This window comes from Pseudonocardia sp. ICBG601 (genome assembly GCF_020496245.1).
Genome location: NZ_JAHLJA010000043.1, coordinates 20,905 through 41,931, shown reverse-complemented (window position 1 = coordinate 41,931; position 21,027 = coordinate 20,905). Strand labels below are relative to the sequence as shown.

Annotated in this window: 19 protein-coding genes and 2 pseudogenes; 12 read left to right on the top strand and 9 right to left on the bottom strand. The window is 74.8% G+C overall.

Annotated features, from left to right (window positions below):
- Nucleotides 1-214: 214 nt before the first annotated feature.
- Nucleotides 215-1,006, top strand: a complete 792-nt coding sequence (locus KPL57_RS15770; protein WP_226352221.1) for a DeoR/GlpR family DNA-binding transcription regulator — start codon at nucleotides 215-217, stop codon at nucleotides 1,004-1,006.
- A 14-nt stretch (nucleotides 1,007-1,020) separates the two neighbouring features.
- Nucleotides 1,021-2,099, top strand: a pseudogene (gene galT, locus KPL57_RS15765) (galactose-1-phosphate uridylyltransferase).
- 272 nt (nucleotides 2,100-2,371) lie between these two features.
- On the opposite strand, the gene KPL57_RS15760 reads toward galT, so the two are convergent.
- Complete coding sequence (locus KPL57_RS15760) at nucleotides 2,372-3,496, bottom strand: C40 family peptidase (RefSeq protein WP_226352190.1); 1,125 nt, start codon at nucleotides 3,494-3,496, stop codon at nucleotides 2,372-2,374.
- Nucleotides 3,497-4,306: 810 nt separating this feature from the next.
- Between KPL57_RS15760 and KPL57_RS15755 the strand changes: the two genes are divergently transcribed.
- Nucleotides 4,307-5,653 carry a glycosyltransferase family 2 protein gene (locus KPL57_RS15755; RefSeq protein WP_226352189.1) on the top strand — a complete coding sequence of 449 codons (1,347 nt, stop codon included), beginning with the start codon at nucleotides 4,307-4,309 and terminating at the stop codon, nucleotides 5,651-5,653.
- Between the two features lie 110 nt (nucleotides 5,654-5,763).
- Here KPL57_RS15755 and KPL57_RS15750 read toward each other — a convergent pair whose 3' ends face one another.
- Nucleotides 5,764-7,035 (bottom strand): glycosyltransferase family 4 protein, encoded by a 1,272-nt coding sequence (locus tag KPL57_RS15750; RefSeq protein ID WP_226352188.1) that lies wholly within the window; start codon nucleotides 7,033-7,035, stop codon nucleotides 5,764-5,766.
- A gap of 130 nt (nucleotides 7,036-7,165) precedes the next feature.
- On the opposite strand from KPL57_RS15750, the gene cobF reads away from it, so the two are divergent.
- The 5 genes from cobF (at nucleotide 7,166) to KPL57_RS15725 (ending at nucleotide 10,415) form a co-directional block, all read left to right on the top strand.
- Nucleotides 7,166-7,972 carry a precorrin-6A synthase (deacetylating) gene (gene cobF / locus KPL57_RS15745; RefSeq protein ID WP_226352187.1) on the top strand — a complete coding sequence of 269 codons (807 nt, stop codon included), beginning with the start codon at nucleotides 7,166-7,168 and terminating at the stop codon, nucleotides 7,970-7,972.
- Between the two features lie 30 nt (nucleotides 7,973-8,002).
- Nucleotides 8,003-8,494, top strand: a complete 492-nt coding sequence (locus KPL57_RS15740) for an SRPBCC family protein (protein ID WP_226352186.1) — start codon at nucleotides 8,003-8,005, stop codon at nucleotides 8,492-8,494.
- Nucleotides 8,495-8,575: 81 nt separating this feature from the next.
- On the top strand, nucleotides 8,576-8,836 hold the full coding sequence (locus tag KPL57_RS15735; protein WP_226352185.1) for a helix-turn-helix transcriptional regulator: 261 nt from the start codon (nucleotides 8,576-8,578) through the stop codon (nucleotides 8,834-8,836).
- A gap of 35 nt (nucleotides 8,837-8,871) precedes the next feature.
- Entirely contained in the window at nucleotides 8,872-9,309 is a 438-nt protein-coding gene (locus KPL57_RS15730; RefSeq protein ID WP_226352184.1) for a hypothetical protein, read from the top strand.
- 110 nt (nucleotides 9,310-9,419) lie between these two features.
- A complete protein-coding gene (locus tag KPL57_RS15725) occupies nucleotides 9,420-10,415 on the top strand; it encodes an SDR family NAD(P)-dependent oxidoreductase (protein WP_226352183.1) in 996 nt (331 codons plus the stop codon).
- On the opposite strand, the gene KPL57_RS15720 is transcribed toward KPL57_RS15725, so the two are convergent.
- Nucleotides 10,405-10,989 (bottom strand): TetR/AcrR family transcriptional regulator, encoded by a 585-nt coding sequence (locus tag KPL57_RS15720; protein ID WP_226352182.1) that lies wholly within the window; start codon nucleotides 10,987-10,989, stop codon nucleotides 10,405-10,407. The genes KPL57_RS15725 and KPL57_RS15720 overlap by 11 nt on opposite strands.
- Nucleotides 10,990-11,196: 207 nt before the next feature.
- On the opposite strand from KPL57_RS15720, the gene KPL57_RS15715 reads away from it, so the two are divergent.
- On the top strand, nucleotides 11,197-11,736 hold the full coding sequence (locus tag KPL57_RS15715) for a DUF5709 domain-containing protein (RefSeq protein ID WP_193564266.1): 540 nt from the start codon (nucleotides 11,197-11,199) through the stop codon (nucleotides 11,734-11,736).
- Nucleotides 11,737-11,819: 83 nt separating this feature from the next.
- Here KPL57_RS15715 and KPL57_RS15710 read toward each other — a convergent pair whose 3' ends face one another.
- Both KPL57_RS15710 and KPL57_RS15705 read right to left on the bottom strand, forming a co-directional pair.
- Nucleotides 11,820-12,245, bottom strand: a complete 426-nt coding sequence (locus tag KPL57_RS15710) for an SsgA family sporulation/cell division regulator (protein ID WP_020625337.1) — start codon at nucleotides 12,243-12,245, stop codon at nucleotides 11,820-11,822.
- A 285-nt stretch (nucleotides 12,246-12,530) separates the two neighbouring features.
- Nucleotides 12,531-13,190 carry a hypothetical protein gene (locus tag KPL57_RS15705; RefSeq protein ID WP_226352181.1) on the bottom strand — a complete coding sequence of 220 codons (660 nt, stop codon included), beginning with the start codon at nucleotides 13,188-13,190 and terminating at the stop codon, nucleotides 12,531-12,533.
- Nucleotides 13,191-13,432: 242 nt separating this feature from the next.
- On the opposite strand from KPL57_RS15705, the gene KPL57_RS15700 reads away from it, so the two are divergent.
- Nucleotides 13,433-15,130, top strand: a complete 1,698-nt coding sequence (locus KPL57_RS15700) for an AMP-binding protein (protein WP_226352180.1) — start codon at nucleotides 13,433-13,435, stop codon at nucleotides 15,128-15,130.
- A gap of 16 nt (nucleotides 15,131-15,146) precedes the next feature.
- Here KPL57_RS15700 and KPL57_RS15695 read toward each other — a convergent pair whose 3' ends face one another.
- Together KPL57_RS15695 and KPL57_RS15690 are read right to left on the bottom strand one after the other, a co-directional pair.
- Nucleotides 15,147-15,779: a flavin reductase family protein gene (locus KPL57_RS15695; RefSeq protein WP_226352179.1), complete on the bottom strand. Its 633-nt coding sequence runs from the start codon at nucleotides 15,777-15,779 to the stop codon at nucleotides 15,147-15,149.
- 46 nt (nucleotides 15,780-15,825) lie between these two features.
- Nucleotides 15,826-16,811, bottom strand: a pseudogene (locus KPL57_RS15690) (aldo/keto reductase).
- A 102-nt stretch (nucleotides 16,812-16,913) separates the two neighbouring features.
- Between KPL57_RS15690 and KPL57_RS15685 the strand changes: the two are divergent.
- Together KPL57_RS15685 and KPL57_RS15680 are read left to right on the top strand one after the other, a co-directional pair.
- Entirely contained in the window at nucleotides 16,914-17,780 is an 867-nt protein-coding gene (locus KPL57_RS15685) for a helix-turn-helix transcriptional regulator (protein ID WP_226352178.1), read from the top strand.
- Between the two features lie 10 nt (nucleotides 17,781-17,790).
- Nucleotides 17,791-18,798, top strand: a complete 1,008-nt coding sequence (locus KPL57_RS15680) for a cobalamin biosynthesis protein (RefSeq protein ID WP_226352177.1) — start codon at nucleotides 17,791-17,793, stop codon at nucleotides 18,796-18,798.
- Nucleotides 18,799-18,975: 177 nt separating this feature from the next.
- On the opposite strand, the gene KPL57_RS15675 is transcribed toward KPL57_RS15680, so the two are convergent.
- Together KPL57_RS15675 and KPL57_RS15670 are read right to left on the bottom strand one after the other, a co-directional pair.
- Nucleotides 18,976-19,740 (bottom strand): transposase family protein, encoded by a 765-nt coding sequence (locus KPL57_RS15675; RefSeq protein WP_226350834.1) that lies wholly within the window; start codon nucleotides 19,738-19,740, stop codon nucleotides 18,976-18,978.
- A gap of 376 nt (nucleotides 19,741-20,116) precedes the next feature.
- Nucleotides 20,117-21,019, bottom strand: coding sequence for an SURF1 family protein (locus KPL57_RS15670; protein WP_226352176.1), 903 nt, complete (start codon nucleotides 21,017-21,019; stop codon nucleotides 20,117-20,119).
- Nucleotides 21,020-21,027: the final 8 nt, after the last annotated feature.

Sequence of the window (21,027 nt, the reverse complement as noted above, 5' to 3'; positions counted from 1 at the left end):
CGGCCGGTGGTGCACGACGGCGCGTTGCGCGGACCAACGCACAAGCTAGACCGGACTCGATCAGAAGTGAACACTTTCGCTCGATTTCGAGACCGGTCGGTGACCTGGATGCCCCTCGGGTGGCCGATCGATACGCTCGGTCGACCCTTGCCGCACGTTCGGTTGTGTTGCATTCTGTGCGGGTGAAGCCCCGACGGTGTCCGGCCCGGACACGATGAGCCTGCTCGCCGAGCAGCGGCGCGAGGCGATCGTGGAGCAGGTCCGCACCCGCGGCGCGGTGCGGGTGTCCGAGCTCGCCGACCACCTCGGTGTGTCGGAGATGACCGTGCGCCGCGATCTCGACGTGCTGGCCCGGCGCCGCCTGGTGGACAAGGTGCACGGCGGCGCGACGGCCGTCGGCGAGCACACCACGTCCGAGCCCGGGTTCGCCGCCAAGTCGGTGTGCGAGCTGGAGGAGAAGGACGCCATCGCCGCCGCGGCCGCCGAGCTGGTGACCCCCGGTGCCGCGATCGGGCTGTCCGCGGGTACGACGACCTGGCGGCTCGCCCGGCTGCTCGCAGCCGTGCCGCGGCTGACGGTCGTGACCAACTCCGTCGCCGTCGCGGACGCGCTGCACACCGGCGGCGCCGACTCCCGCGGGACCACGGTGATCCTGACCGGAGGTGTGCGGACGCCGTCGGAGGCGCTGGTCGGCCCGGTCGCGATCGCCGCGCTGCGCTCGCTGAACCTGGAGACGGTGTTCCTCGGGGTGCACGGGATGAGCGCCGCGGCGGGCTTCTCCACCCCGAACCTCACCGAGCGCGACACCAACCGCGCCCTGATCGAGTCCGGCAGCAGGCTGGTGGTCGTCGCCGACCACACCAAGTGGGGCACCGTCGGGATCTCGACGATCGCCGAGCTGTCCGAGGCCGACGTGCTCGTGACCGACAGCGGTCTGGCCGACGCCGACCGTGCGGTCCTCGAGGGCGAGGTCGACCACGTGATCATTGCCCGGACCGGAAGGTGACGTACGTGCAGAAGGTGCAGAAGCTGGCCACCCGGATGGCCGACGGCCGGGAGATCCTCTGGTTCGACGGCCCCGACCACGCTCCCCGGGACCCGGCCGACCTGGTCGACGCCCGCGACCTCCCGCGGGTGGTGCCCGCCTCGCAGCTGCGCTACGACGCGCTGGCCGGGGAGTGGGTGACGATCGCCGCGCACCGGCAGGACCGCACCTACAAGCCGCCGGCCGACCAGTGCCCGCTGTGCCCCAGCCGCGACGGTCGCCACACCGAGGTGCCGAGCCCGGAGTACGGCGTCGTCGCGTTCGAGAACCGCTTCCCGTCGTTCGGGTCCGCACCCGGCGCCCCGCTGCCCGAACGGGCCCGGTGCCGCAGGCGGCGTCGGGGCGGTGCGAGGTCGTCTGCTTCACCGACGACCACGACACCCCGTTCTCCCGGCTCACCCCCGACCGGGCGCGCCTGGTCCTGGAGGCGTGGGCCGACCGGACCGCCGAGCTGGGTGCCCGGCCGGGGGTCCGCTACGTCTTCCCGTTCGAGAACCGGGGCGCCGAGATCGGCGTGACGCTGTCCCACCCGCACGGACAGATCTACGCCTACCCCTACGTCCCGCCGTTCCCGCAGCGGATGCTGGCCCACGTCGCCGCGCACCGCGAGGCCACGGGGGAGAACCTGTTCGACACGCAGCTGGCCGCCGAGCGGGCGGGGGAGCGCGTCGTCGTGGCCGGGGAGCACTGGACGGCGTTCGTGCCGCAGGCGGCGCGCTGGCCGGTCGAGGTGCACCTGTACCCGCACCGGCCCACCCCGGACCTGCCCGCCTTCGACGAGGCCCAGCGCGCCGAGTTCGCGACCCTCTACCTGGACGTGCTGCGCCGCCTCGACGCCCTCTACGACGACGAGCTGCCCTACGTCGCGGGCTGGAACCAGGCACCGGTGCTGGAGTCCGACGGTCGCTCCGACGCCCGGCTGCACCTGCGGCTGCACTCGATCCGCCGGGCCCCCGGGAAGATCAAGTACCTGGCCGGGTCCGAGTCCGGCGCTGGCGCGTTCATCTCCGACGTGCTGCCCGAGGCCGTCGCGGAACGGCTCCGCTCGCTGTAATCGCTGCCCTCCCACGGGGAGCCACCCGCCGGTGCTGCCCGCGGTCCGCCATGATCCGCAGCTCGCTCGGTGATCCGTTGTTCGCGTGCGTTCAGACGCGCGCGCCGGGCGGATCACCGCGCGTCTGACGGATCACCGCGCGGGCTGCGGGTCTGCGTGCGGGCTGCGGGGCGCCGGGCGGGCCCTGGGCTGCGAGGCGAACGGGTCCGGACGTGCGTCGAGGCCGCACCCCTCCCCAGGGGTGCGGCCTCGAAGGCAGGGTGCGGCGGGGGTCAGACCCGGACGGCGTTGTGGAACGGCATCGAGTCGATGTCGGAGTACTTGACCGGCTCGCCGCTGGTGGAGGCGTGGAGGACCTTGCCGTTGCCGGCGTAGATGCCGACGTGGCTCACCGGCGAGTAGAAGAACACCAGGTCGCCGGGCTTGAGCTGGCTCTTGGAGACCGGGGTGCCGTCCATCTGCGACTGCGCGCTGGAGGTGCGCGGCAGGTCGATGCCGATCTGCTCGAACGCCCACACCATCAGGCCGGAGCAGTCGAACGCGCTCGGGCCGGTGGCGCCCCACTTGTAGGGCTTGCCGAGCTGCTGCTTGGCCTGCGCGAGCGCCTGGGCGCCCTCGGCGGAGCCGCCGGTCAGGCCGCCGACGATGTCGCCGATCACGCCGCCACCGTCGCCGTCGTCGTCCCCGCCGTGCCGGGCCGACGCCGCGGCGGCCTTCGCCCGGGCCTCGGCCGCCTTCGCCGCGGCCTCCTTCTGGGCGACGGCGGCGATGCGGGCCGCGTCGGCCTTCTCGAAGGCCTGTGGGACCGAGGCGGTGACGTGCTCGAACCCGCTGGTCAAGGTGGACGCGGCGTCGCTGGTGCCGGTGCCGCCGTGCTCGGAGCCCGCGGCCGGGATCGACAGCTTCATCGTGGCCTCGTTGGCCGCGCCGGTGAGGTCCATGTCCGCGGAGGCATCGGGGGACTGCTCCGGCGAGCTGAGGGTCGACACGACGCCCATGACCGCGGTGGCGCCGACGAGCGTCGCCGACATGGTCGCGACGACGGCGCGCGGGTTGCGCCCGAGCGGCCCGGTGTCCGAGGTGCCGCGGAGCAGGCCGACCGCGGTCCGCGAGGTGACGCCGGCGGGGGTGTCCGGCGCGTCGCGGGTGATGACGGTGTCGCTGCCGGACGCGGCGGGCAGACCGGTCGCGGGGGTGCCGATGCGCTCCAGGTCCGGGCCGGGGGCGTCGGCACGGCGGGCGCGGCGGCCGCCGGTCGCGGGGGTGTCGAACCCGGCCTCGGAGTAGCGGGCGAGCAGCTCGGCGGCGGAGATGCCCGCGCCGGCGTCACGGTCCCGACGACGCCGGGGGACATCGCTCTCGGGTGTATGGAGTTCCGGGGTGAGTGCAGTGGTCATTCGGGGGTCCTCGCCGCCTCGAACCCGCCCCGGTCCTCGTGACCGGACACGGCTCCGCCCCGCTGCGTGCTGGGTGGGCGCCAGGGGGAGTGTCGGCCAGCGGGGAGCAGGCGACCGACCAGGCGCACCAGCCGACATCTCGTCGACCAGCCGAGAGGGACCGTAACCGATCCGTGACTCGGACACCGACGGGGCTCGCCGGGTGTGCGGCGAGCGGCCGGTCCGGCGCGATCCGCGCACCGGGGCCGCGCCCAACGGTGCAGACGGTGTGTTGTTCGGGTCGTACGGTCGTTCGGCTGCGCCGAACGGTGTGCGCGCGCGGATGTCGCAGTGCGCACGGTGACCGGGAGAGCCCCGGACGGACCACCCTGTCCCGAACCCGGCGGTGCCGCCGGTGGCGCCTCGTCGGCGTGACTGGGCCGGGAGGTCGTCCGGACCGCGGCGGACGGAGCAGCGCACGATGCGGGTCCCGTGCCTGGTGAGCGCGGGTGCCGGGTGCTCTGCGACGATCGGGGCGGGTGCCCGTCGCGACCGGCGGGGCGTGCGCCGGTCGGGTCGATGCCCGGGCCGGTGCCCGGAGCGGGAACCGGTGCGGCTCGGCGTGACGCCGGCCGCACACGGTGAACCGGGCGGCGGTCCGCGACGTAGGCATCCGGGAGGCACGCGGGGGGCGTCCGGGAACGGACGGGCTCCGGAGCCGGGCCCACCGACCCGGACCCCCACACGGACCCGCCGACACCGACCACCGACACCGACCCACGATCCCGGGAGGCCGCAGCAGTGCCGGACCGAGCAGGCGACCCCGTCTGGGTGGGTGAGCTCGCCCACCACCGCGGCGTGCACGGCAGCGGCCACGGGGCCGGCGACCTCGTCGTCCCGGCGCGGTTCGGCTCGGCCCGGCTGCTGGTCACCGACGGCGGTGTCCCCGTCGGTCAGGCCGTCGTCCCGCTGCACGGGGGCCGGGCGCGCGCCGCGGACCTGGCCCGGGCCGCCGCGGCCGTCGCCGGGCGCGAACCACCGGCCGAGCCCGCGGTGTCGGCCGAGTCGCTGACCGTCGTCGTCGCGACGCGGGGGCGGCCGGAGAGCGTCCGTCGCTGCCTGGCCGCGGTGCTGGCCGGCGACCACCCCGACGTGACCGTGCTCGTCGTCGACAACGACCCGCCCGACGAGCGCACCCGCGAGGTCGTCCGCGACTGCGCGGACCCGCGGGTCCGCTACGTCCGCGAGCCGCGCCGCGGTGTGTCGGTCGGGCGCAACCGCGGCCTCGCCGAGGCCGGCACCGCGGTCGTCGCGTTCACCGACGACGACACCGAGCCCGACCCGCGGTGGGCGTCACGGATCGCCGGGTCCTTCGCCGAGGACCCCGAGCTCGTCGCGCTGAGCGGTCCCGTGCTCGCCGCGCGGCTGGAGACCCCGGAAGAGCGGGCCGCCGACGTCGCGCTGGCCTGGAACAAGGGCTTCCTGCCGCGCCGGTTCCGGCTCGACGACCCACCCGCGGACTCCCCGGTGTTCCCGTTCTCCCCGGGCCTGTTCGGGATCGGCGCCAACCTGGCGGTGCGTGCCGAGCCGGTCCGCGCGCTCGGCGGGTTCGACGAGGCGCTCGGCCCGGGCAGGCCCACCCGGGGCGGCGAGGACATCGAGCTGCTGGTCCGGATCGTGCTCGACGGCGGCACCCTGGCCTACCTGCCGTCGGCGTGGGTGTGGCACCACCACCGGCCGTCGTCGGGGGAGCTGCGCGACCAGATGGGCGGCTACGCGCTCGGGCTGGGCGCGTTCCTGGGCAAGGTGGCGCTGGACCCGCGGGCCCGGCGGCTGGCGGTGCGCCGGTTCCCGGCGGCACTGGGGCGGCTGCGCGACATCGTGCGCCGCGAGTCCGCGGAGCCGAAGCCCGTCGCGCGGGCCCGCCACGAGCAGCACGCCCCGGCCGCTGTCGGTGGGCGCGGGCCGTCGCCGGAGCCGTTCGGTGCCCCGCTCCCGGAGGAGGAGCGCCCGGCGCCGCAGGACGTCGTCGCGCTGCCGAGGGGGTCGGGCGCTCGCAAGCTGCGCGGACTGGTCTCCGGTCCGGCGCTCTACCTGCAGGCCCGCCGGCAGGTGCAGGCCGAGGGCGGGAGCGCTCCGCCGCTGACCGGCCCGGCCCGGCCGCTGCGGCGGCGCTGACCGCGGTCCGGTCCGTCCCTGCTCCGAGCCGGCCGACCGGGACCTCCGCGAACGAGGCACCCGGCGGCGCACCGGGAGCCCGGTCCGGGCAGCCGGAGCCCGGGACCGGCTCAGCCCCGGCCCACCGGCTCGGGGGTGTCCAGCTCGGCGGCGGCCGGTGCGCCGGCGACCCCGACGGCACTGCGGTAGACGTCGCCGAGCCGGGCCGCCCACGGCGCGGCCGCGAACCGGTCGAGGAACCGCCGTCGGGCCCCGGCCCCGAGCCGGGCGCGCAGGTCGGCGTCGCGGGTGAGGCGCACCAGCTCGTCGGCGATCCGGGTGGCGTCGACCGGGGCCAGTAGGCCGGTCTCGCGGGTCACGATCTCCGGGATCCCGCCGACCCGGGTCGCGACGGCCGGGGTGCCGGTGCCGTGACCGAGCAGCAGCATCCGGGGCATCGTGTCGTGCCGGGTGGTGTGCAGCTGCACGTCGGCCGCCCGGAGCAGTGCCACCGGGTCGGTGCTGCGGCGGAAGGCCACCCGGCCGGACAGGGCCTCGTCGGCGGCGACCCGGGACTCCAGCCACGGCCGCAGCGGTCCGTCGCCGCCGAGCACCACGGTGAGCGGCTCGTCCGGCGCGATCCCGGCGACGGCGTCGAGCAGCATGTCCTGCCCCTGGCCCCGGCGCATCGGCGCGACCGAGACGGCGACGACCTCGTGGTCGGCCACGCCGAGCCCGCGCCGCAGGCGCTCCCGCTCCTCGGCCGTGCCCTCGCCCGGGTCGGCGGCGCCGTCCGGGATCACCGACAGGCCCTCGGTGGACCCGGCGGCGCGGCGGTACCAGTCGCGCTGCAGGGCCGACGTCGCGATCGTGCGGGTCATGAACCGCTTGCGCGCCAACGTCTTCGCGGTCCGCCGGAGCTGGTCGCCGCGGTCGGCGGGGTGCTCGTGGATGTGGTGCAGCGTGGACACCGCCGGCACCCGCAGGCGGGCCGCGGCGGCCGAGCCGACGACGTCGGGCCGGGCTCCGTGGGTGTGCACCAGGTCGACGCCGTGCTCCCGGAAGGCGGCGAGCACCTTCAGCACGGCGCGCGGGTCCCACGGTGCGACGTTCAGCTCGACCGGCGGCGCCCCGGCACGGGACAGGAGTTCGGCGACGTCGGAGTGCCCGGACGGGGCCAGCGCGACGACCACGACCCGGAACCCCGCGTCCGGGCCGGCGACGGCGAGGTCGCCGAGCGCGGCCGCGACGCCGCCGTCGTCGAGCGACTCGACGAGGTGCCCGATCGTCAGGATCCTGCTGGTGCTCTCGCTGGTGGGGCACGGTGACGTGGCCTCCCGGGGTGGCGCGTGGGGGTCGGTCGTCGGCGGTCGGCCGGTGACGCGGCCCGGCTCGCCGGCCACTCCGACACTACCGAGTGACGACGGGGCGAGACGGGGTCGCGCGCTGCGCGCATCGGGCGACACCGGACCGGAGGTGCCTGCCGATCGGGGGAGTGCCCGGGCGTGTCCGGGGTCCATTACGGTCATTCCGGTGCGCACGGTTCTCGTGATCGGGATCGGGGCCGGTGACCCCGACCACCTCACCCTCCAGGCGGTCCGCGCCCTGCAACGGGCCGACGTCGTCTTCGTCATCGACAAGGGGCTCGACGGCGGGGGGTCGCAGGACGACCTGCTGGCGCTGCGCACCGAGATCCTGCGCCGGCACCGCCCGGACGGCGGCTACCGGCTGGTCACTGCGCCCGAGGTGGGCCGGGACCGCGGCACCGAGGTCGAGCGCGACGACGAGCGCTACCGCGAGGTCGTCGTCGACTGGCAGGACCGGCGGGCTCGCCTCTACCGCGAGATGCTCGACGCCGAGCTGGCCGACAGCGAGACCGGCGCGTTCCTGGTGTGGGGCGACCCCTCCCTCTACGACGGGACGCTGCGCCTGCTCGACCGGGTCCTGGACGGTGCCGGGGAGCAGTGGGCGGTCGAGTCGGTCGCCGGCATCTCCAGCGTCGCCGCGCTCGCCGCCGCCCACCGGCTGATCCTCAACCGGGTCGGCCGCCCCGTCCTGATCACCACCGGGCGTCGGATCGCCGAGGGGATGCCCGACGACGTCGACGACGTCGTCGTGATGCTCGACGGCCGTACCGCCTTCGCCACGCTGCCGGCCGAGCAGCGTCGTGAGCTGCACATCTACTGGGGTGCCTACCTGGGGACACCCGACGAGCTGCTCGTCGCCGGGCCGCTCGACGAGGTCGCCGACGAGATCCTGAAGGTCCGCGCCGAGGCCCGGGAGCGCAAGGGGTGGATCATGGACACCTACCTGCTGCGCCGGGGTGCCGACGAGCGCTGACCCGCCGCGGGCCGACGACGAGGAGGTCGCATGCGCTACGCCGACGGACCCACCACCGAGGCCACCGCCCGGGTCGCCGCACCGCCACGGGCGGTGTGGGCGCTGGTCACCGACCCGCAGTTCCTGGTGGAGGTGTCCACCGAGATGCAGCGCGCCGAGTGGGTCGACGGCGACCGCCCCGGGCCCGGTGCCCGGCTGCGCGGCGAGCACCGCCACGAGGCCATCGGCGGGTGGAGCACCGTGTCCACGGTGACCGCCTGGGAACCCGAGCGGGTCTTCGAGTGGACCGTCGAGGCCGGTGCCGAGTGCGGCGAGACCGCCGTCTGGCGCTTCGAGCTCACCCCCGACGGCGACGGCACCGTGCTGCGTCAGTGGGCCCGGATGGGCCCCGGGCCGTCCGGGCTCACCGCGGCGATCGAGCGGTGGCCGGACAAGGAGGAGCGGATCGTCGAAGGCCGGCTGCGCGAGTGGCGGGCCGGGATGGAGCGCAACCTCGATGCCGTCCGCGAACGCCTCGGCTAGATCGAGGTCGCGCCGGACCGGGTAGCGGATCGATGTCCGGCTTACTTGACATGAAGTCGAGTAGCCTTGACAATCGTCGATGTGGGACGGACATCGGCGAGGGGACGGCGCAACGCCGTCCGCGCGGCCCGGACGGCGGCCGGCATGACGCAGGCCGAGCTGGCCGAACAGGTCGGCGTGACCCGGCAGACGGTCGTGGCCGTCGAGGCCGGCGACTACGCACCGTCGGTCTACCTGGCCCTGGCCATCGCCCGGTCGCTCGACGGCACCGTCGAGGGGCTGTTCGGGGCCGAGGCGGAGGCCGGCCGGACCGCAGGGAACGCGACCGGGACATCGGAGTGAGGCCGCGCCGAGGCGCGGCGGGGGGAGGACGTGTGATGGGTGACGAGACGAAGCGCGACAGCTGGTTCGTCCGGGCGGCCGCCGCGGTCGGCGACCTGGGCAATCCGTTCTACCGGGAGGAGCGCCGCCGGGACGTCTGGAACGAGGCGTCGGCCGTGGGCTTCCAGCTGATGCTGTGGCTCGGGCTGGCGGCCGCGGGGGCGATGATCTGGATCGGTGGACCGCCGGCGCTGCCCTACGTCCTGGTCGTGATCGGCGTCGTCGGTGTGCCGTCGCTGGTCAGCGGCATCTACGCCGCGAGGCTCGGGGTCCGCGCCACGGAGGGTGCGCGGATGTCCTGGTGGCGCATGGCCCCGGTCCTGGTCCTGTTCCTCGTCATGGCTGCCGGGCTGCTGGTGCGCGGGAGCAGCGACGGGGTCAGCGCCTCGACGGTCTGGGGGTCGTGGCGGGCGGCGTGGCCGTCGTCGGGCTGATGAGCTGGACGGAGATCCGGGCGCGCCGTCGCGAGTCCACCGCCGACGACGTCGCGGCCTGACGGGCTGATCGACGCGCGGGTGGCGCGGCGCTGTGGTCGGATCGATGCGTGCCCGGCAGCGTCGTCCCCTCCGTCCTCGACACCCTCCTCGACCGCACCCTGGTCCCCGGCTACTCGCGGATCGGCTACCTCCTGCGGCGCCCGGGGTGGAGCGGCGACCGCGCCGACCCACCCCGCGGCGCCCTGGCCGGGCGCGCCGCGCTCGTCACCGGCGCGGGCGGCGGACTGGGCGAGGCGATCGCGACCGGGCTGGTCCGGCTCGGCGCGACGGTGCACCTGCTCGTCCGCTCCCGGGACAAGGGCGTCGCGGCACGGGACCGGATCCTGGCCGCCGTGCCGGGGCTGTCGGCCGACCGGCTGCCGGTGCAGGTCTGCGACCTCGGCGAGCTCGCAGACGTCCGCGCGTTCGCGACCCGGTTCGCCACCGAGGTCGACGCCCTGGACGTGCTGGTGCACAACGCCGGGCTGCTCCCGCCCGGCCGCAGCGAGACCTCCGAGGGCAACGAGCTGACCCTGGCCGTGCAGGTCCTCGGGCCGCTGCTGCTGACCCGGCTGCTCACCGACACCCTCGCGGCCGGCGCCGAGCGGTCCGGCAGCGACTCCCGGGTGATCATCATGTCCTCGGGCGGCATGTACGCCCAGCCCCTGCGCGACGACGACCTGCAGTTCCGCACCGGCGACTACGGCGGCACCGCGGCCTACGCCCGCACCAAGCGGATGCAGGTCGTCCTGACCGGGCTGCTCGCCGACGAGCTGGCCCCCCGTCGGGTCACCGTGCACGCACTGCACCCCGGCTGGGCCCGCACCCCGGGCGTCACCGGGTCGCTGCCGCTGTTCGACCGGGTCGTCGGCCCCGTGCTGCGCACCCCGGCCCAGGGTGCGGACACCGCGGTGTGGCTCGCGGCCGCGCCGTCCTCGGCGGTCGGGACCGGCCGGTTCTGGCACGACCGCGCCCCGCGGCCCGAGCACTACCTGTCGCGCACCCGGGAGACCCCCGCCCAGCGCGAGCGGTTCCGCGCCGAGGTGGACCGGCTCACCGGCTGACCCCGGGTGCCTCCAGCAGGGTGCGCGCGGCGCGCGTGACGTGGGCCAGCACCGTGTCCGGCTCGGCCCGCCCGACCGCGCCCTCCGGCAGCAGCGGCTGGACCAGGCTCAGCCCGAGCAGCCAGGTCAGGACCAGCTCCGCGCGCAGCTCGGCCTCGGCCCGGTCGGCGGCGCCGGTGGCCTGCGCGGCGAACGCCTCGGTGAACGCCCCGGCCAGCTCCCTCCGCACGGCCGTGGCCGCCTCCGACGTCCCGGCCGAGCGCACGACGGGCCCGAACAGGTCGCGCTCGGGGCCCTGGCTGCTGTCGAGGACGGACCGCAGCAGCCGGGGCAGGAGGTCCTCGGGCGGGCCGTCGTGCAGCACGGCGAGGGCGCGCTCGGCGGCGACCCGGGCGAACAGGGCGTCCTTGCTGCCGAAGTAGCGGAAGAGCAGCGCCTGGTTCACCCCGGCCCGGTCGGCGATCGCACGGACCGAGGTGCGGTCGTAGCCGTGCTCGGTGAACAGGTCCGCGGCCGCGGCGAGCAGGGCCCTGCGGGTGCTGTCACCGGAACGGGTGGACGGGTCGGCGGTCACGGGGGAGTGCTCCTTCGTACGTGCTGGAGGTGCGGCGCGCCAGGGGCGCGGCGCGGGGGACCGGCGACGGCGGGTCCGGTGTCGGCGACCGTAGCGTCCGGGCGTCGGCGCATGGCGGGAGGCGACGCCGGGTACGCACGGTCGATACCGAACACCCGAGACCGAAGACCACCCGACACACGGCCACAGCGAGGAGACCCGCAGGCGATGGCATCCGCTTCAGGTGACGAGAACGAGTTCCAGCCGGAGGCGCCGGACATGGCGTCGGCGATGCAGCTGGACACCGACGAGGCGCTGACCGGGCCGTCGGACACCGACCCGCTGGACTCCGGCTACGTCCCGCCGGACCGCCCCTACGGCGTCGAGGACAACGCGGTGACCGCGGCGGGACAGGAGGAGGGCGAGTCGCACGAGGCGCGCCTGGCCCGGGAGCTGCCCGACGACCTGCCGGAGGGCGACCCGGGCCGCTCCGGTCGGCTGACCGCGGCCACCGACTCCGTCGCGGGTGACCCGGCCGTCGACGGCGCCGGGACCGACGTCGGCATCGACGGGGGCGCGGCCAGCGCCGAGGAGGCCGCCGTGCACGACGTCGACGAGGGCGTCGTGCCGGTGGTCGACGAGTCCCCGGTGGGGGACCCGGAGGTCAGTGACCAGCTTGCCCGCGACGCCGACCACGCCGACGAGGCCGCGGCCGACGCCGAGTGGGACGCCTCGACCGACCCCGAGTGGGCCGGGCAGAACCGCTGAGTGTCCGGGACACCCGGTCGACAAGAGGGCCCCGGTACCGCGTCGTGCGGTCCGGGGCCCTCGTCGTCGGTGGGAGCGTGGGCTCAGGGGGTGGTGGGGCCCGCCGCGCTGCCGGTCAGCCGGGCGATGGCGCCGTCGATGTCGAGGTGGTCGTGCTCCTCGCCGAGGTCGACGATCTCCAGCGTCGAGTCGACGAACTGGGCCAGCAGGTCGCGGTCGACCTCCAGCACGGCGGAGCCGCCGTCGGAGCGGATCTCCAGCTCGACGACGTCGTAGCCGTCGATGCGGCGCGGCGCCATCCGGATGTCACCGATGCCGGTGGGGGTGGTCAGGCCCTCGATCACGAGATCACGCGCGACGAGCCACTCGATCCAGCGGTCGGAGGACCGGCGCACCGAGAAGGAGATCGCGAACGGGTCCGCGGCGCGGTACGCCCATCGGCTCACGATCGGCGACGCCTGCCCGTGCAACACGGTGAAGACGTCCTGCTGGACCGACTCGCTGGCCATCGTGCTCCGCCTCTCCTGGACCCCCCGACCGTCGCGGTCTCGCGACGGCCTCGTACGGAACATCGTCGAACCGGGCCCTGGCGCTGCACTCGACGCCGGGTTTCACCCGTTCGTGCCAACTGTCATTCACCTCACGGTACCCACGGCGCGCACAGGGCGTAACGCGAGGTCGGCTTCCGGCGAGGCGCACCGTCCGGCACGAGGCTCCGGTGACGTCGGGTGCCGGCGCGGGCCGGGCCGTGACCGGCCCCGGCAGTCGGCCCCGGTCGGCCCCGTCGGGTCCGGTCAGCCGCGGTCGACGTGGTCGACCACCCAGATCCCGCCGGTACCGGAGCGGACCGGCTGGGTGAGCCGGATCGTCGCGCGCTGCGGCGTGCGACCGTCGGTGGCGGCGTAGACACCGTTGCCGAGGCGGGTGACGGTCGGGTTCCGGTAGCCGAGCTCGCTGCCGACGAAGGAGAGCGTCACCTCCTCCGGATCGAGCAGCCACGGGTCGCCGCCGGCGTCGGACTGCTGCTGCATCCGCCGCGCGGTCGCCGCGTCGCCCGCGGGCCACATCGGCGACGGCGCCGCGGCCGCCCCCGGGGCCCCGGTCCGGCCCGACCCGCCGCCGTCGGCACCACCGCGCCCGGGCGCGGGGGCCGGGGCGGGGGCGGCCGTCGTGCGCGACGGCTCGGCGGTGCGGCTCGGCGTGGGGGTCGCGGTGGGCGTCGGGGACGGGGTCGGCGTGGCGGTCGGCGACGTCGTCGTCGGGGCCGGCGACGGGGTGCGCCACGCCGCGGGCAGCTCGCCGTTGCCGCAGCCGGTCAGCAGCAGCACGAGGAGCACCAGCGCGAGCCCCACGAGTACGACGCGGAGCAGCGTCCGCGGTCCGTACCGGCCCACCCGCAGGCGGGACACCGACACGTCGGGGGTCGTCACCTTCGGCAGGTTCGGCACGGTCACGCGGGCACCTTACGATCACCGGCCGGCCCGGGCGGGCCGACCTCGCCGCCACCATCGCGTGATCGAGGTCCTACGGCCCGAGTTCCTGCGGCGGCCCCGTGCGGCGGCCCCGTGCGGCGGGGCCGTCGCGACCTGCCGAGCCTGCGGCGGAGTGACTAGGGTCGCGGTACGGCCGCACGGGCGGCCCCGCACGACGGGCCCGGGGCACGGGCCCCCCGCACGAGCCCACCGAGGTGCACCCCATGGCGACCGGCAGCCCGGCGACGGAGACGTTCCTCGCCGCCCGCGACTTCCTGCTGACCCACCGCGAGGACTACGACACGGCCTACCGCGACTTCCGCTGGCCGGAGCTCGACGAGTTCAACTTCGCGCTCGACCACTTCGCCGTCGTCGCAGCCGACCCCGAGCGGGGCGCCCGGAAGGCCCTGTGGATCGTGGAGCAGGACGGCTCGCAGGCGCACTGGACGTGGGCGGAGCTGTCCGAGCGGTCCAACCGGGTCGCGAACTGGCTGCGCGAGCAGGGCGTCGTCCGCGGCGACCGGGTCGTCCTGATGCTCGGCAACCAGCTGGAGCTGTGGGAGACCCTGCTGGCGGCGATGAAGCTGGGCGCCGTCGTCATCCCCGCAACCACCCTGCTCACCCCGGCCGACCTGCAGGACCGGATCGACCGGGGCCGGGCGCGGCACGTCGTCGTCGGTGCGGGCGACACCGCGAAGTTCGACGGCGTCGACGGCGACTACACCCGCATCGCCGTGCGCGGTGCCGTCGCGGGCTGGCGCGACTACACCGGTGAGGCCTACTCGGCCGCGGCCGAGTTCACCCCGGACGGCGTCACGAAGGCCTCCGACACGCTGCTGCTGTACTTCACCTCGGGCACCACGGCCAAGCCGAAGCTGGTGGAGCACACCCACACGTCCTACCCGGTGGGGCACCTGTCGACGATGTACTGGATCGGGCTCGAGCCCGGCGACGTGCACCTGAACATCTCCTCGCCCGGCTGGGCCAAGCACGCCTGGTCCAACGTGTTCGCGCCGTGGATCGCCGAGGCCACCGTGCTCGTCATGAACTACGCCCGGTTCGACGCCGAGTCCGTCCTGTCGGTGCTGGACTCCTGCGGTGTGACGAGCTTCTGCGCGCCGCCGACGGTGTGGCGGATGCTGATCCAGGCCGACCTGTCCGGGCTGACGACGCCGCCGTCGAAGGTCGTCGGGGCGGGGGAGCCGCTCAACCCCGAGGTCATCGAGCAGGTCGAGAAGGCGTGGGGCCTGCGCATCCGCGACGGGTTCGGCCAGACCGAGTCCTCGGTCCAGATCGGCAACCCGCCCGGGCAGCCGGTCAAGCCGGGCTCGATGGGCAGGCCCATCCCCGGGTTCGTCGTCGCGCTGGTCGACCCGGCCACCGGGAAGGCGGCCGACGAGGGCGAGATCTGCCTGGACCTCGCCCACCGCCCCACCGGGCTGATGGTCGGCTATGCCGACGACCCGGAGCGCAACGCCGAGGCCATGGCCGGCGGGTACTACCACACCGGCGCCGTCGGCTCCCGTGACGAGGCGGGCTACATCACCTACGTCGGCCGCGCCGACGACGTGTTCAAGGCCAGCGACTACCGGATCAGCCCGTTCGAGCTGGAGAGCGTGCTGATCGAGCACCCGGCCGTCGCCGAGGCGGCGGTCGTGCCGTCCCCGGACCCGGTCCGCCTCGCCGTGCCGAAGGCATACGTGGTGCTCGCGAACGGGCACGAGCCGACCGAGGAGACGGCGAAGGCGATCCTGCGGTTCGCCTACGACAACCTCGCGCCCTACAAGCGGATCCGCAGGCTCGAGTTCTTCGAGCTGCCGAAGACGATCTCCGGCAAGATCCGCCGGGTCGAGCTGCGCGGCCGGGAAGGCGAGATCCACGCCGACCCGGCCGCGACGCCGCCCACCGAGTACACCCTGTAGACCCGGCGGGGCCGGGTCACGCGTCGCCGAAGTGACCCGGCCACTGCTGGTAGGGGATGCGGGTGATCTCCAGGACCTCGCCGAGGCGCGACCACTCGTTGCGGCCCAGGCGGGCCAGCGGGGCGAGCCGGTGGATGTCGGGCAGGGAGTTGCCGCGTTCGTCGGTGACGAACACGCTCTCCTCGATGGCGGCGTGCACGACCCGGCCGATCACGACGGTCGAGTTGCCCAGCTCGATGCTGGCGTGCAGCACGCACTCCAGCGCGACCGGTGACTCGGCGACCCGCGGTGGTGCGACGACCGACGACGCCTCGGCGGTCAGCCCGACCGAGGAGAACTCGCTGATCTCGGCGGGGAAGTCGGTGCCGGTCGCGTTGATCTTCTCGAACATCGGCTCGTTCGCCAGGCAGACGACGAACTCGCGGGTCTCCGAGACGTTGCGCAGCGAGTCCTTCTTCCCGACCGACGTGAACTGGATCATGGGCGGGTCCACGCAGGACACCGTGAAGAACGAGTGCGGGGCGAGGTTGTCGACGCCGTCGGCCGAGCGGGTGGAGACCCAGGCGATCGGCCGGGGGACGACGACGCTGGTCAGGAGCTTGTAGAACGGGCCGCTGCCCAGCTCCTCGGGGACGATGTCCGTGCGCATGCCCCTGATCCTCCCCGGCCCGGCGCCGGACCGCCCACCGCGAGGGTCAGTTCCCCACGCCGAGGGCACCCATGAACGCCGACGGGTAGCGGTCCCCGCGCGCGGAGCCCGCGGGCAGCGCGTCGGTGATCGCGGCGAGGTCCGCCGGGCCCAGGTCGAGGTCGTCGGCGGGCAACGCCTCGGCGAGCCGCTCCCGGGTGCGGGCACCGACGAGCGGGACCACGTCGTCGCCCTGCGCGGCGACCCAGGCGATCACGAGCTGGGCCACGGTGACCCCGCGCTCGGCCGCCAGCGCGCGCAGCGTCTCGACCAGGCCCAGGTTGTGCGTCAGGTTCTCCCCGCTGAAGCGCGGGCTGCGGGTGCGGGCGTCCCCGGGCCTGCCGGGCTCGTAGTGGCCGGAGAGGAGCCCGCGGGCCAGCACGCCGTAGGCGGTGAGGCCGATGCCCAGCTCGCGCAGCGTCGGCAGGACCTCGGCCTCGACGGCGCGGGAGATCAGCGAGTACTCGATCTGCAGGTCGGCGACCGGGTGCACGGCGTGCGCCCGGCGGACGGTGGCGGCGTCGACCTCGGACAGCCCGAGGTGGCGGACGTACCCGGCGTCGATCATCTCGCTGATCGCGCCGACGGTGTCCTCGATCGGGACCTGCGGGTCGAGCCGGCCGGGCGGTAGACGTCGACGTGGTCGACGCCGAGGCGGGTCAGGGAGTACGCGAGGAAGTTCTTCACCGCGACCGGGCGGCAGTCCTGGGTCAGCGGTGGCAGGCCCGGGCCGCCGAGCCCGCCGAACTTCACCGACAGGACGTAGCCGTCGCGATCGCGCCCGCGCAGCGCCTCGGCGAGCAGCAGCTCGTTGTGGCCCATGCCGTAGAACTCGCCGGTGTCGATCAGCGTGACGCCGGCGTCGAGCGCGGCGTGCACGGTCGCGACGGCTTCCGCGCGGTCGGCGTGTCCGTAGGAACCGGACATGCTCATGGCGCCCAGGCCGAGAGCGGAGACGGTGGGGCCGGTGGTGCCGAGGGTGCGTGTCTGCATGGGAGCCAGCGTGCGCCGCGTCGGCCCGTAGCGGGAGCGGAGCGTCGATCGTGGGAGCGGCGCTCCCTGGTCGGGCGGCCTGCCCACGGGGACCATCGCAGGGTGCAACGTGAACAGCTCGCGGACTTCCTGCGTCGCCGGCGGGACTCGGTCCGCCCGGCCGAGGTCGGCATCGCGGCGGGGCCGCGCCGGCGGGCCACCGGCCTGCGCCGGGAGGAGGTGGCGATGCTGGCGGGGATGTCGGTCGACTACGTCGTGCGCCTCGAACAGGGGCGCAGCAGCCGGCCGTCGACGCAGCTGCTCGCCGCGCTGGCCCGGGCCCTGTGCCTGACCGACGACGAGCGCGACCACCTCTTCCGACTGGCCGGGCACCGGCCCGCTCCCGGGGAGGGGGTGGCCCGGCTCGCCCGCGCCGGGCTGCTGCGCCTGCTCGACCTGCTGCCGGCCACCCCGGCGATGGTGATCTCCGACCTGGGGGAGGTCCTGGCCCAGAACGCGATGTCACGGGTGCTCGCCGGGGAGCAGACCGGGTTCACCGGCGATGACCGCTACCTCGCCCACCGCTGGTTCACCCGGTCCGACCAGCGCGACGGTCACCCGCCGCAGGAGCAGGTGCGCCACTCCCGCCAGCTCGTCGCGGACCTGCGGGCGGTGGCCGGGCGGCGTGCGGGGGACCCGGTGGTCGACCGGCTCGTCGCGCGGCTGGCCGCGGCCAGCGCCGAGTTCCGCGAGCTGTGGGCCGAGCACGAGGTCGCCGTCCGCCGCGCCGACCGCAAGACGCTGCGGCACCCGCGGGTCGGCGCGCTGGTGATGGACTGCGAGACCCTCGTGACGCCCGACCTCGGCCAGCAGCTGGTCGTGCTCACCCCGGCCGACGACGAGACCCGCGAGCGGCTCGAGTTGCTGCGCGTGCTCGGCGTGCAGGAGTTCCCGACCGGGCCTGCGCCGGACGGACGCCCGGTGGCCTAGTTTCCCCGGCATGGGAACACGGGGCCGCGCGACGGGGCTCGCCACCGGGATCGTCGCCGACGCGCTGCTCGGCGACCCGCGGCGGGGGCACCCGGTCGCCGGGTTCGGTGCCGCCGCCGCCCGGCTGGAGCGCCGGCTGTACCGCGACGCCGTCGCGCCCGGTGCCGCCTACACCGCGCTGCTGGTCGGTGGCACGGTCGCGGCCGGGGCGCTGGCCGAGGCGGTCGCCCGCCGGGCCGGGGGTCGGCGGGCGACGGTCCTGCGGGCCGGGCTGACCGCCGTCGCCACCTGGGCGGTGCTCGGCGGGACCTCGCTGGTGGGGGAGGGCGCCGCGCTGGCCGCGTCGCTCGACGCCGGCGACCTGGACGCCGCACGCGCCCGGATCCCGCACCTGTGCGCGCGTGACCCGGACCTGCTCGACGCCGACGGCATGGCCCGCGCCGGAGCCGAGTCGCTGGCCGAGAACACCTCCGACGCCGTCGTCGGGCCGCTGGTGTGGGGCGCGGTTGCCGGGATCCCGGGGCTGCTCGGCTACCGCGCGGTGAACACCCTCGACGCGATGGTCGGCTACCGCTCCGCCCGGCACGCCCGCTTCGGGTGGGCCTCGGCCCGCCTCGACGACCTGGTCAACCTGGCGCCGGCCCGGGTCACCGCGGTGGTCACCGTGGCCGTCGCGCCGCTGGTGGGGGGCTCGCCGGCGACCGCGCTGCGGACCTGGCGCCGCGACGCCGCGGGGCACCCCAGCCCGAACGCCGGTCCGGTCGAGGCGAGCGCCGCCGGTGCGCTCGGGCTGCGTCTGGGCGGGCCGACGGTCTACGCCCACGGCACCGAGGACCGCCCGTCGCTCGGCGACGGGCACCCGCCCCGGGTCGCCGACCTGCACCGCGTCGCGCGGCTGTCCCGGCTGGTGGCCGGGACAGCCGGGCTGCTCGCCGTCGCGACGGCGGCGGTCCTCGCACGGCGGGATGTACCCACCCGGTCGGCGAGAGTGCATCGGGGGCGGTCGCCGAGCGGGTGAGCGGGTCCGGAGGGAGGGATCGCGGGCGGTCGGTGTGTTCGGGGGGCGAATTCGCTTACCCGGTAAGCGAATTCGCAGAAGGACGGCCCTCCGGGACGGCCCTGGTCCGGTGCGCGGGCGGCGCGGGTACGGGTGGGCTCGGTGAATTCGCTTACCCGGAGGCTTATTCAGGCTCCGTCAGGTAAGTGCGTAGAAGATGAGTCCGATGACTGCCGAGATCGTCGTTTTAAATGTGGCGTAGGGTCGGCGGTAGTCTGTGTGGAGAACTTTCCACGACTTGATATGGGCGATGACTCGCTCGATGGTGGCGCGTGTGCGGTTGAGGCTCTTGTTGAATGTTTTCTGCCAGTCGAGAAGTTCCCGGCCGGGTTGTTTTTTGAACGGGGTGAGCATGCCGCGCCCGATGTAGCCTTTATCGCCGATCGGTGGGTATGTGGCGAGGTGGTCGAGGGCGCCGGATTGGTCGAGGCAATGTAGGTCGTGTCGGGAGCCTGGGGTCGGGTCGGAGATCCACGACAGCTGCCCTTCCAGGGTGGCTGCGACCTGGACGACGACGCCGGTGGTGCGATGCTTGCCCGACCACAGACCTGGTACGGCGGTCCATGACCAGCAGGGCAGCAGGGTTCCGTCGATGATGTACTGCCGATCGGCACGAAGCTCCTCCGCAGTCGGAACTACACTCCGCAGCGCCTGCGCCAGCAACGGTGTCACCCCCGCGATCGCTCGACTGACCGTCGACTGCGACACCCCGTAGGTTTCCGCCAACTCCCACTGCACACGATTCCCGCGCAGATACGCCAACGTGATCACCACCGACCAGAACAATCCCAGAATCGGCGGCCAAGGCCGTCGCAGGCCAGTCGCGTTCCGCTGATCCTGCTCATGCACCAGAGCGGCAAGATCCTGAATCTCATCACGCCGAAAGCCAGTGGTATAGTACATACTGCGACAGCCCATTCATCTCGGATTGATTCGACAAACCAATCTTCGCGATGGACGGGCTGTCGCCCAACCCGACACGCCGGGCTAGATCGTTATTTCACGGGCCCTGAATAAGCCTCCCGGTAAGCGAACTCGCAGAAGGACGGCCCTCCGGGACGGCCCTGGTCCGGTGCGCGGGCGGCGCGGGTACGGGTGGGCTCGGCGAGTTCGCTTACCCGGTAAGCGAGTTCGGAGAGTGAGGCCCGCGAGGTGGTGCTGGTCCGGTGCGGGGGGCAGCGCGGGAGACGGGTCGGTCGGGCGGACTCACTGACCGGGTGAGCGCACGGGACTCGCGGGGTGCAGACCTGCCCGCCCGGCGCACCTGGCCGGGGCGGAGTCAGCCGGCGCCCGGACCTGAACCGGCGGCGTCGCGGGCGGTGTCACGGGGGCCGTCGTCGGCGCCGTCGGTGACACGGTCGGTGACACGGCCGTCGGGGGCGGGCTCGTCGCCGAAGCCGTCGCGGCCGGAGAGCTGGTCCCGCAGGCTGCCGGCCGTCTCGCGCTTCCCGTTGCGCTGCAACAGTTCCAGTCGGATGAACAGGCCCAGCGCGATCAGGGCGACGGCGCCGAAGGTCAGCCACTGCAGGGCGTAGGAGAAGTTGCTGAACGGCGCTCCGCCCCCGACCGGCGCGATCGGGATCGGGTCCAGCACGCCCGGCTGACCGGCCTCCAGCACGACGACGCCCTCGACCGGCGTCAGGCCGGTGGCGGCGGCGACCGACCGGGAGTCGGACACGTAGACCTGGCGGGTGCCGTTCTCGACCAGCGGGGGGCGGCCCTGCGGGTCGGTCTCGTCCAGGCGCAGCCTGCCCTCGACGGTCACCAGCCCGGCGGGCGCCGCGGCGTACTCGGGCACGGCGCCCCGGTCCGCGGCCGGGACCGACCCCCGGTTCACCACGACGGTCCGACCGTCGGTGAGCCGCAGCGGCGTCAGCACCTCGAACGCGGGCGCGCCGTCGACGACCCGAAGGCGGACGAGGGTCTCCGCGGCGCGGTCGAAGGAGCCGGTCAGGGTGACCCGGCGCCACTGGTCCTCGACGCCGATCCCGGTGCCCGGCGGCACGAGCGTGTCGAACCCGACGGCGGGGGTCGCGTCGGCGTTGGCGATGGCCCGGCTCTGCGCGGAGCGCTCGGACTCCCGGTCGAACTGCCACGGCGCGAGCAGCGTGTAGCAGGCGACGGCGAAGGCCAGCACCGCGACGACGAACGCGATCCACCCGGGACGCAGCAGGAAACGCACGCCGCCCA

Bases quoted from the DNA above. Each gene is read 5' to 3' on its own strand.
- KPL57_RS15675 (WP_226350834.1), bottom strand. From the start codon at position 19,740: ATGTACTATACCACTGGCTTTCGGCGTGATGAGATTCAGGATCTTGCC.
- KPL57_RS15760 (WP_226352190.1), bottom strand. From the start codon at position 3,496: ATGACCACTGCACTCACCCCGGAACTCCATACACCCGAGAGCGATGTC.
- KPL57_RS15680 (WP_226352177.1), top strand. From the start codon at position 17,791: ATGGGAACACGGGGCCGCGCGACGGGGCTCGCCACCGGGATCGTCGCC.
- KPL57_RS15700 (WP_226352180.1), top strand. From the start codon at position 13,433: ATGGCGACCGGCAGCCCGGCGACGGAGACGTTCCTCGCCGCCCGCGAC.
- KPL57_RS15770 (WP_226352221.1), top strand. From the start codon at position 215: ATGAGCCTGCTCGCCGAGCAGCGGCGCGAGGCGATCGTGGAGCAGGTC.
- KPL57_RS15715 (WP_193564266.1), top strand. From the start codon at position 11,197: ATGGCATCCGCTTCAGGTGACGAGAACGAGTTCCAGCCGGAGGCGCCG.
- KPL57_RS15695 (WP_226352179.1), bottom strand. From the start codon at position 15,779: ATGCGCACGGACATCGTCCCCGAGGAGCTGGGCAGCGGCCCGTTCTAC.
- KPL57_RS15740 (WP_226352186.1), top strand. From the start codon at position 8,003: ATGCGCTACGCCGACGGACCCACCACCGAGGCCACCGCCCGGGTCGCC.
- KPL57_RS15730 (WP_226352184.1), top strand. From the start codon at position 8,872: ATGGGTGACGAGACGAAGCGCGACAGCTGGTTCGTCCGGGCGGCCGCC.
- KPL57_RS15710 (WP_020625337.1), bottom strand. From the start codon at position 12,245: ATGGCCAGCGAGTCGGTCCAGCAGGACGTCTTCACCGTGTTGCACGGG.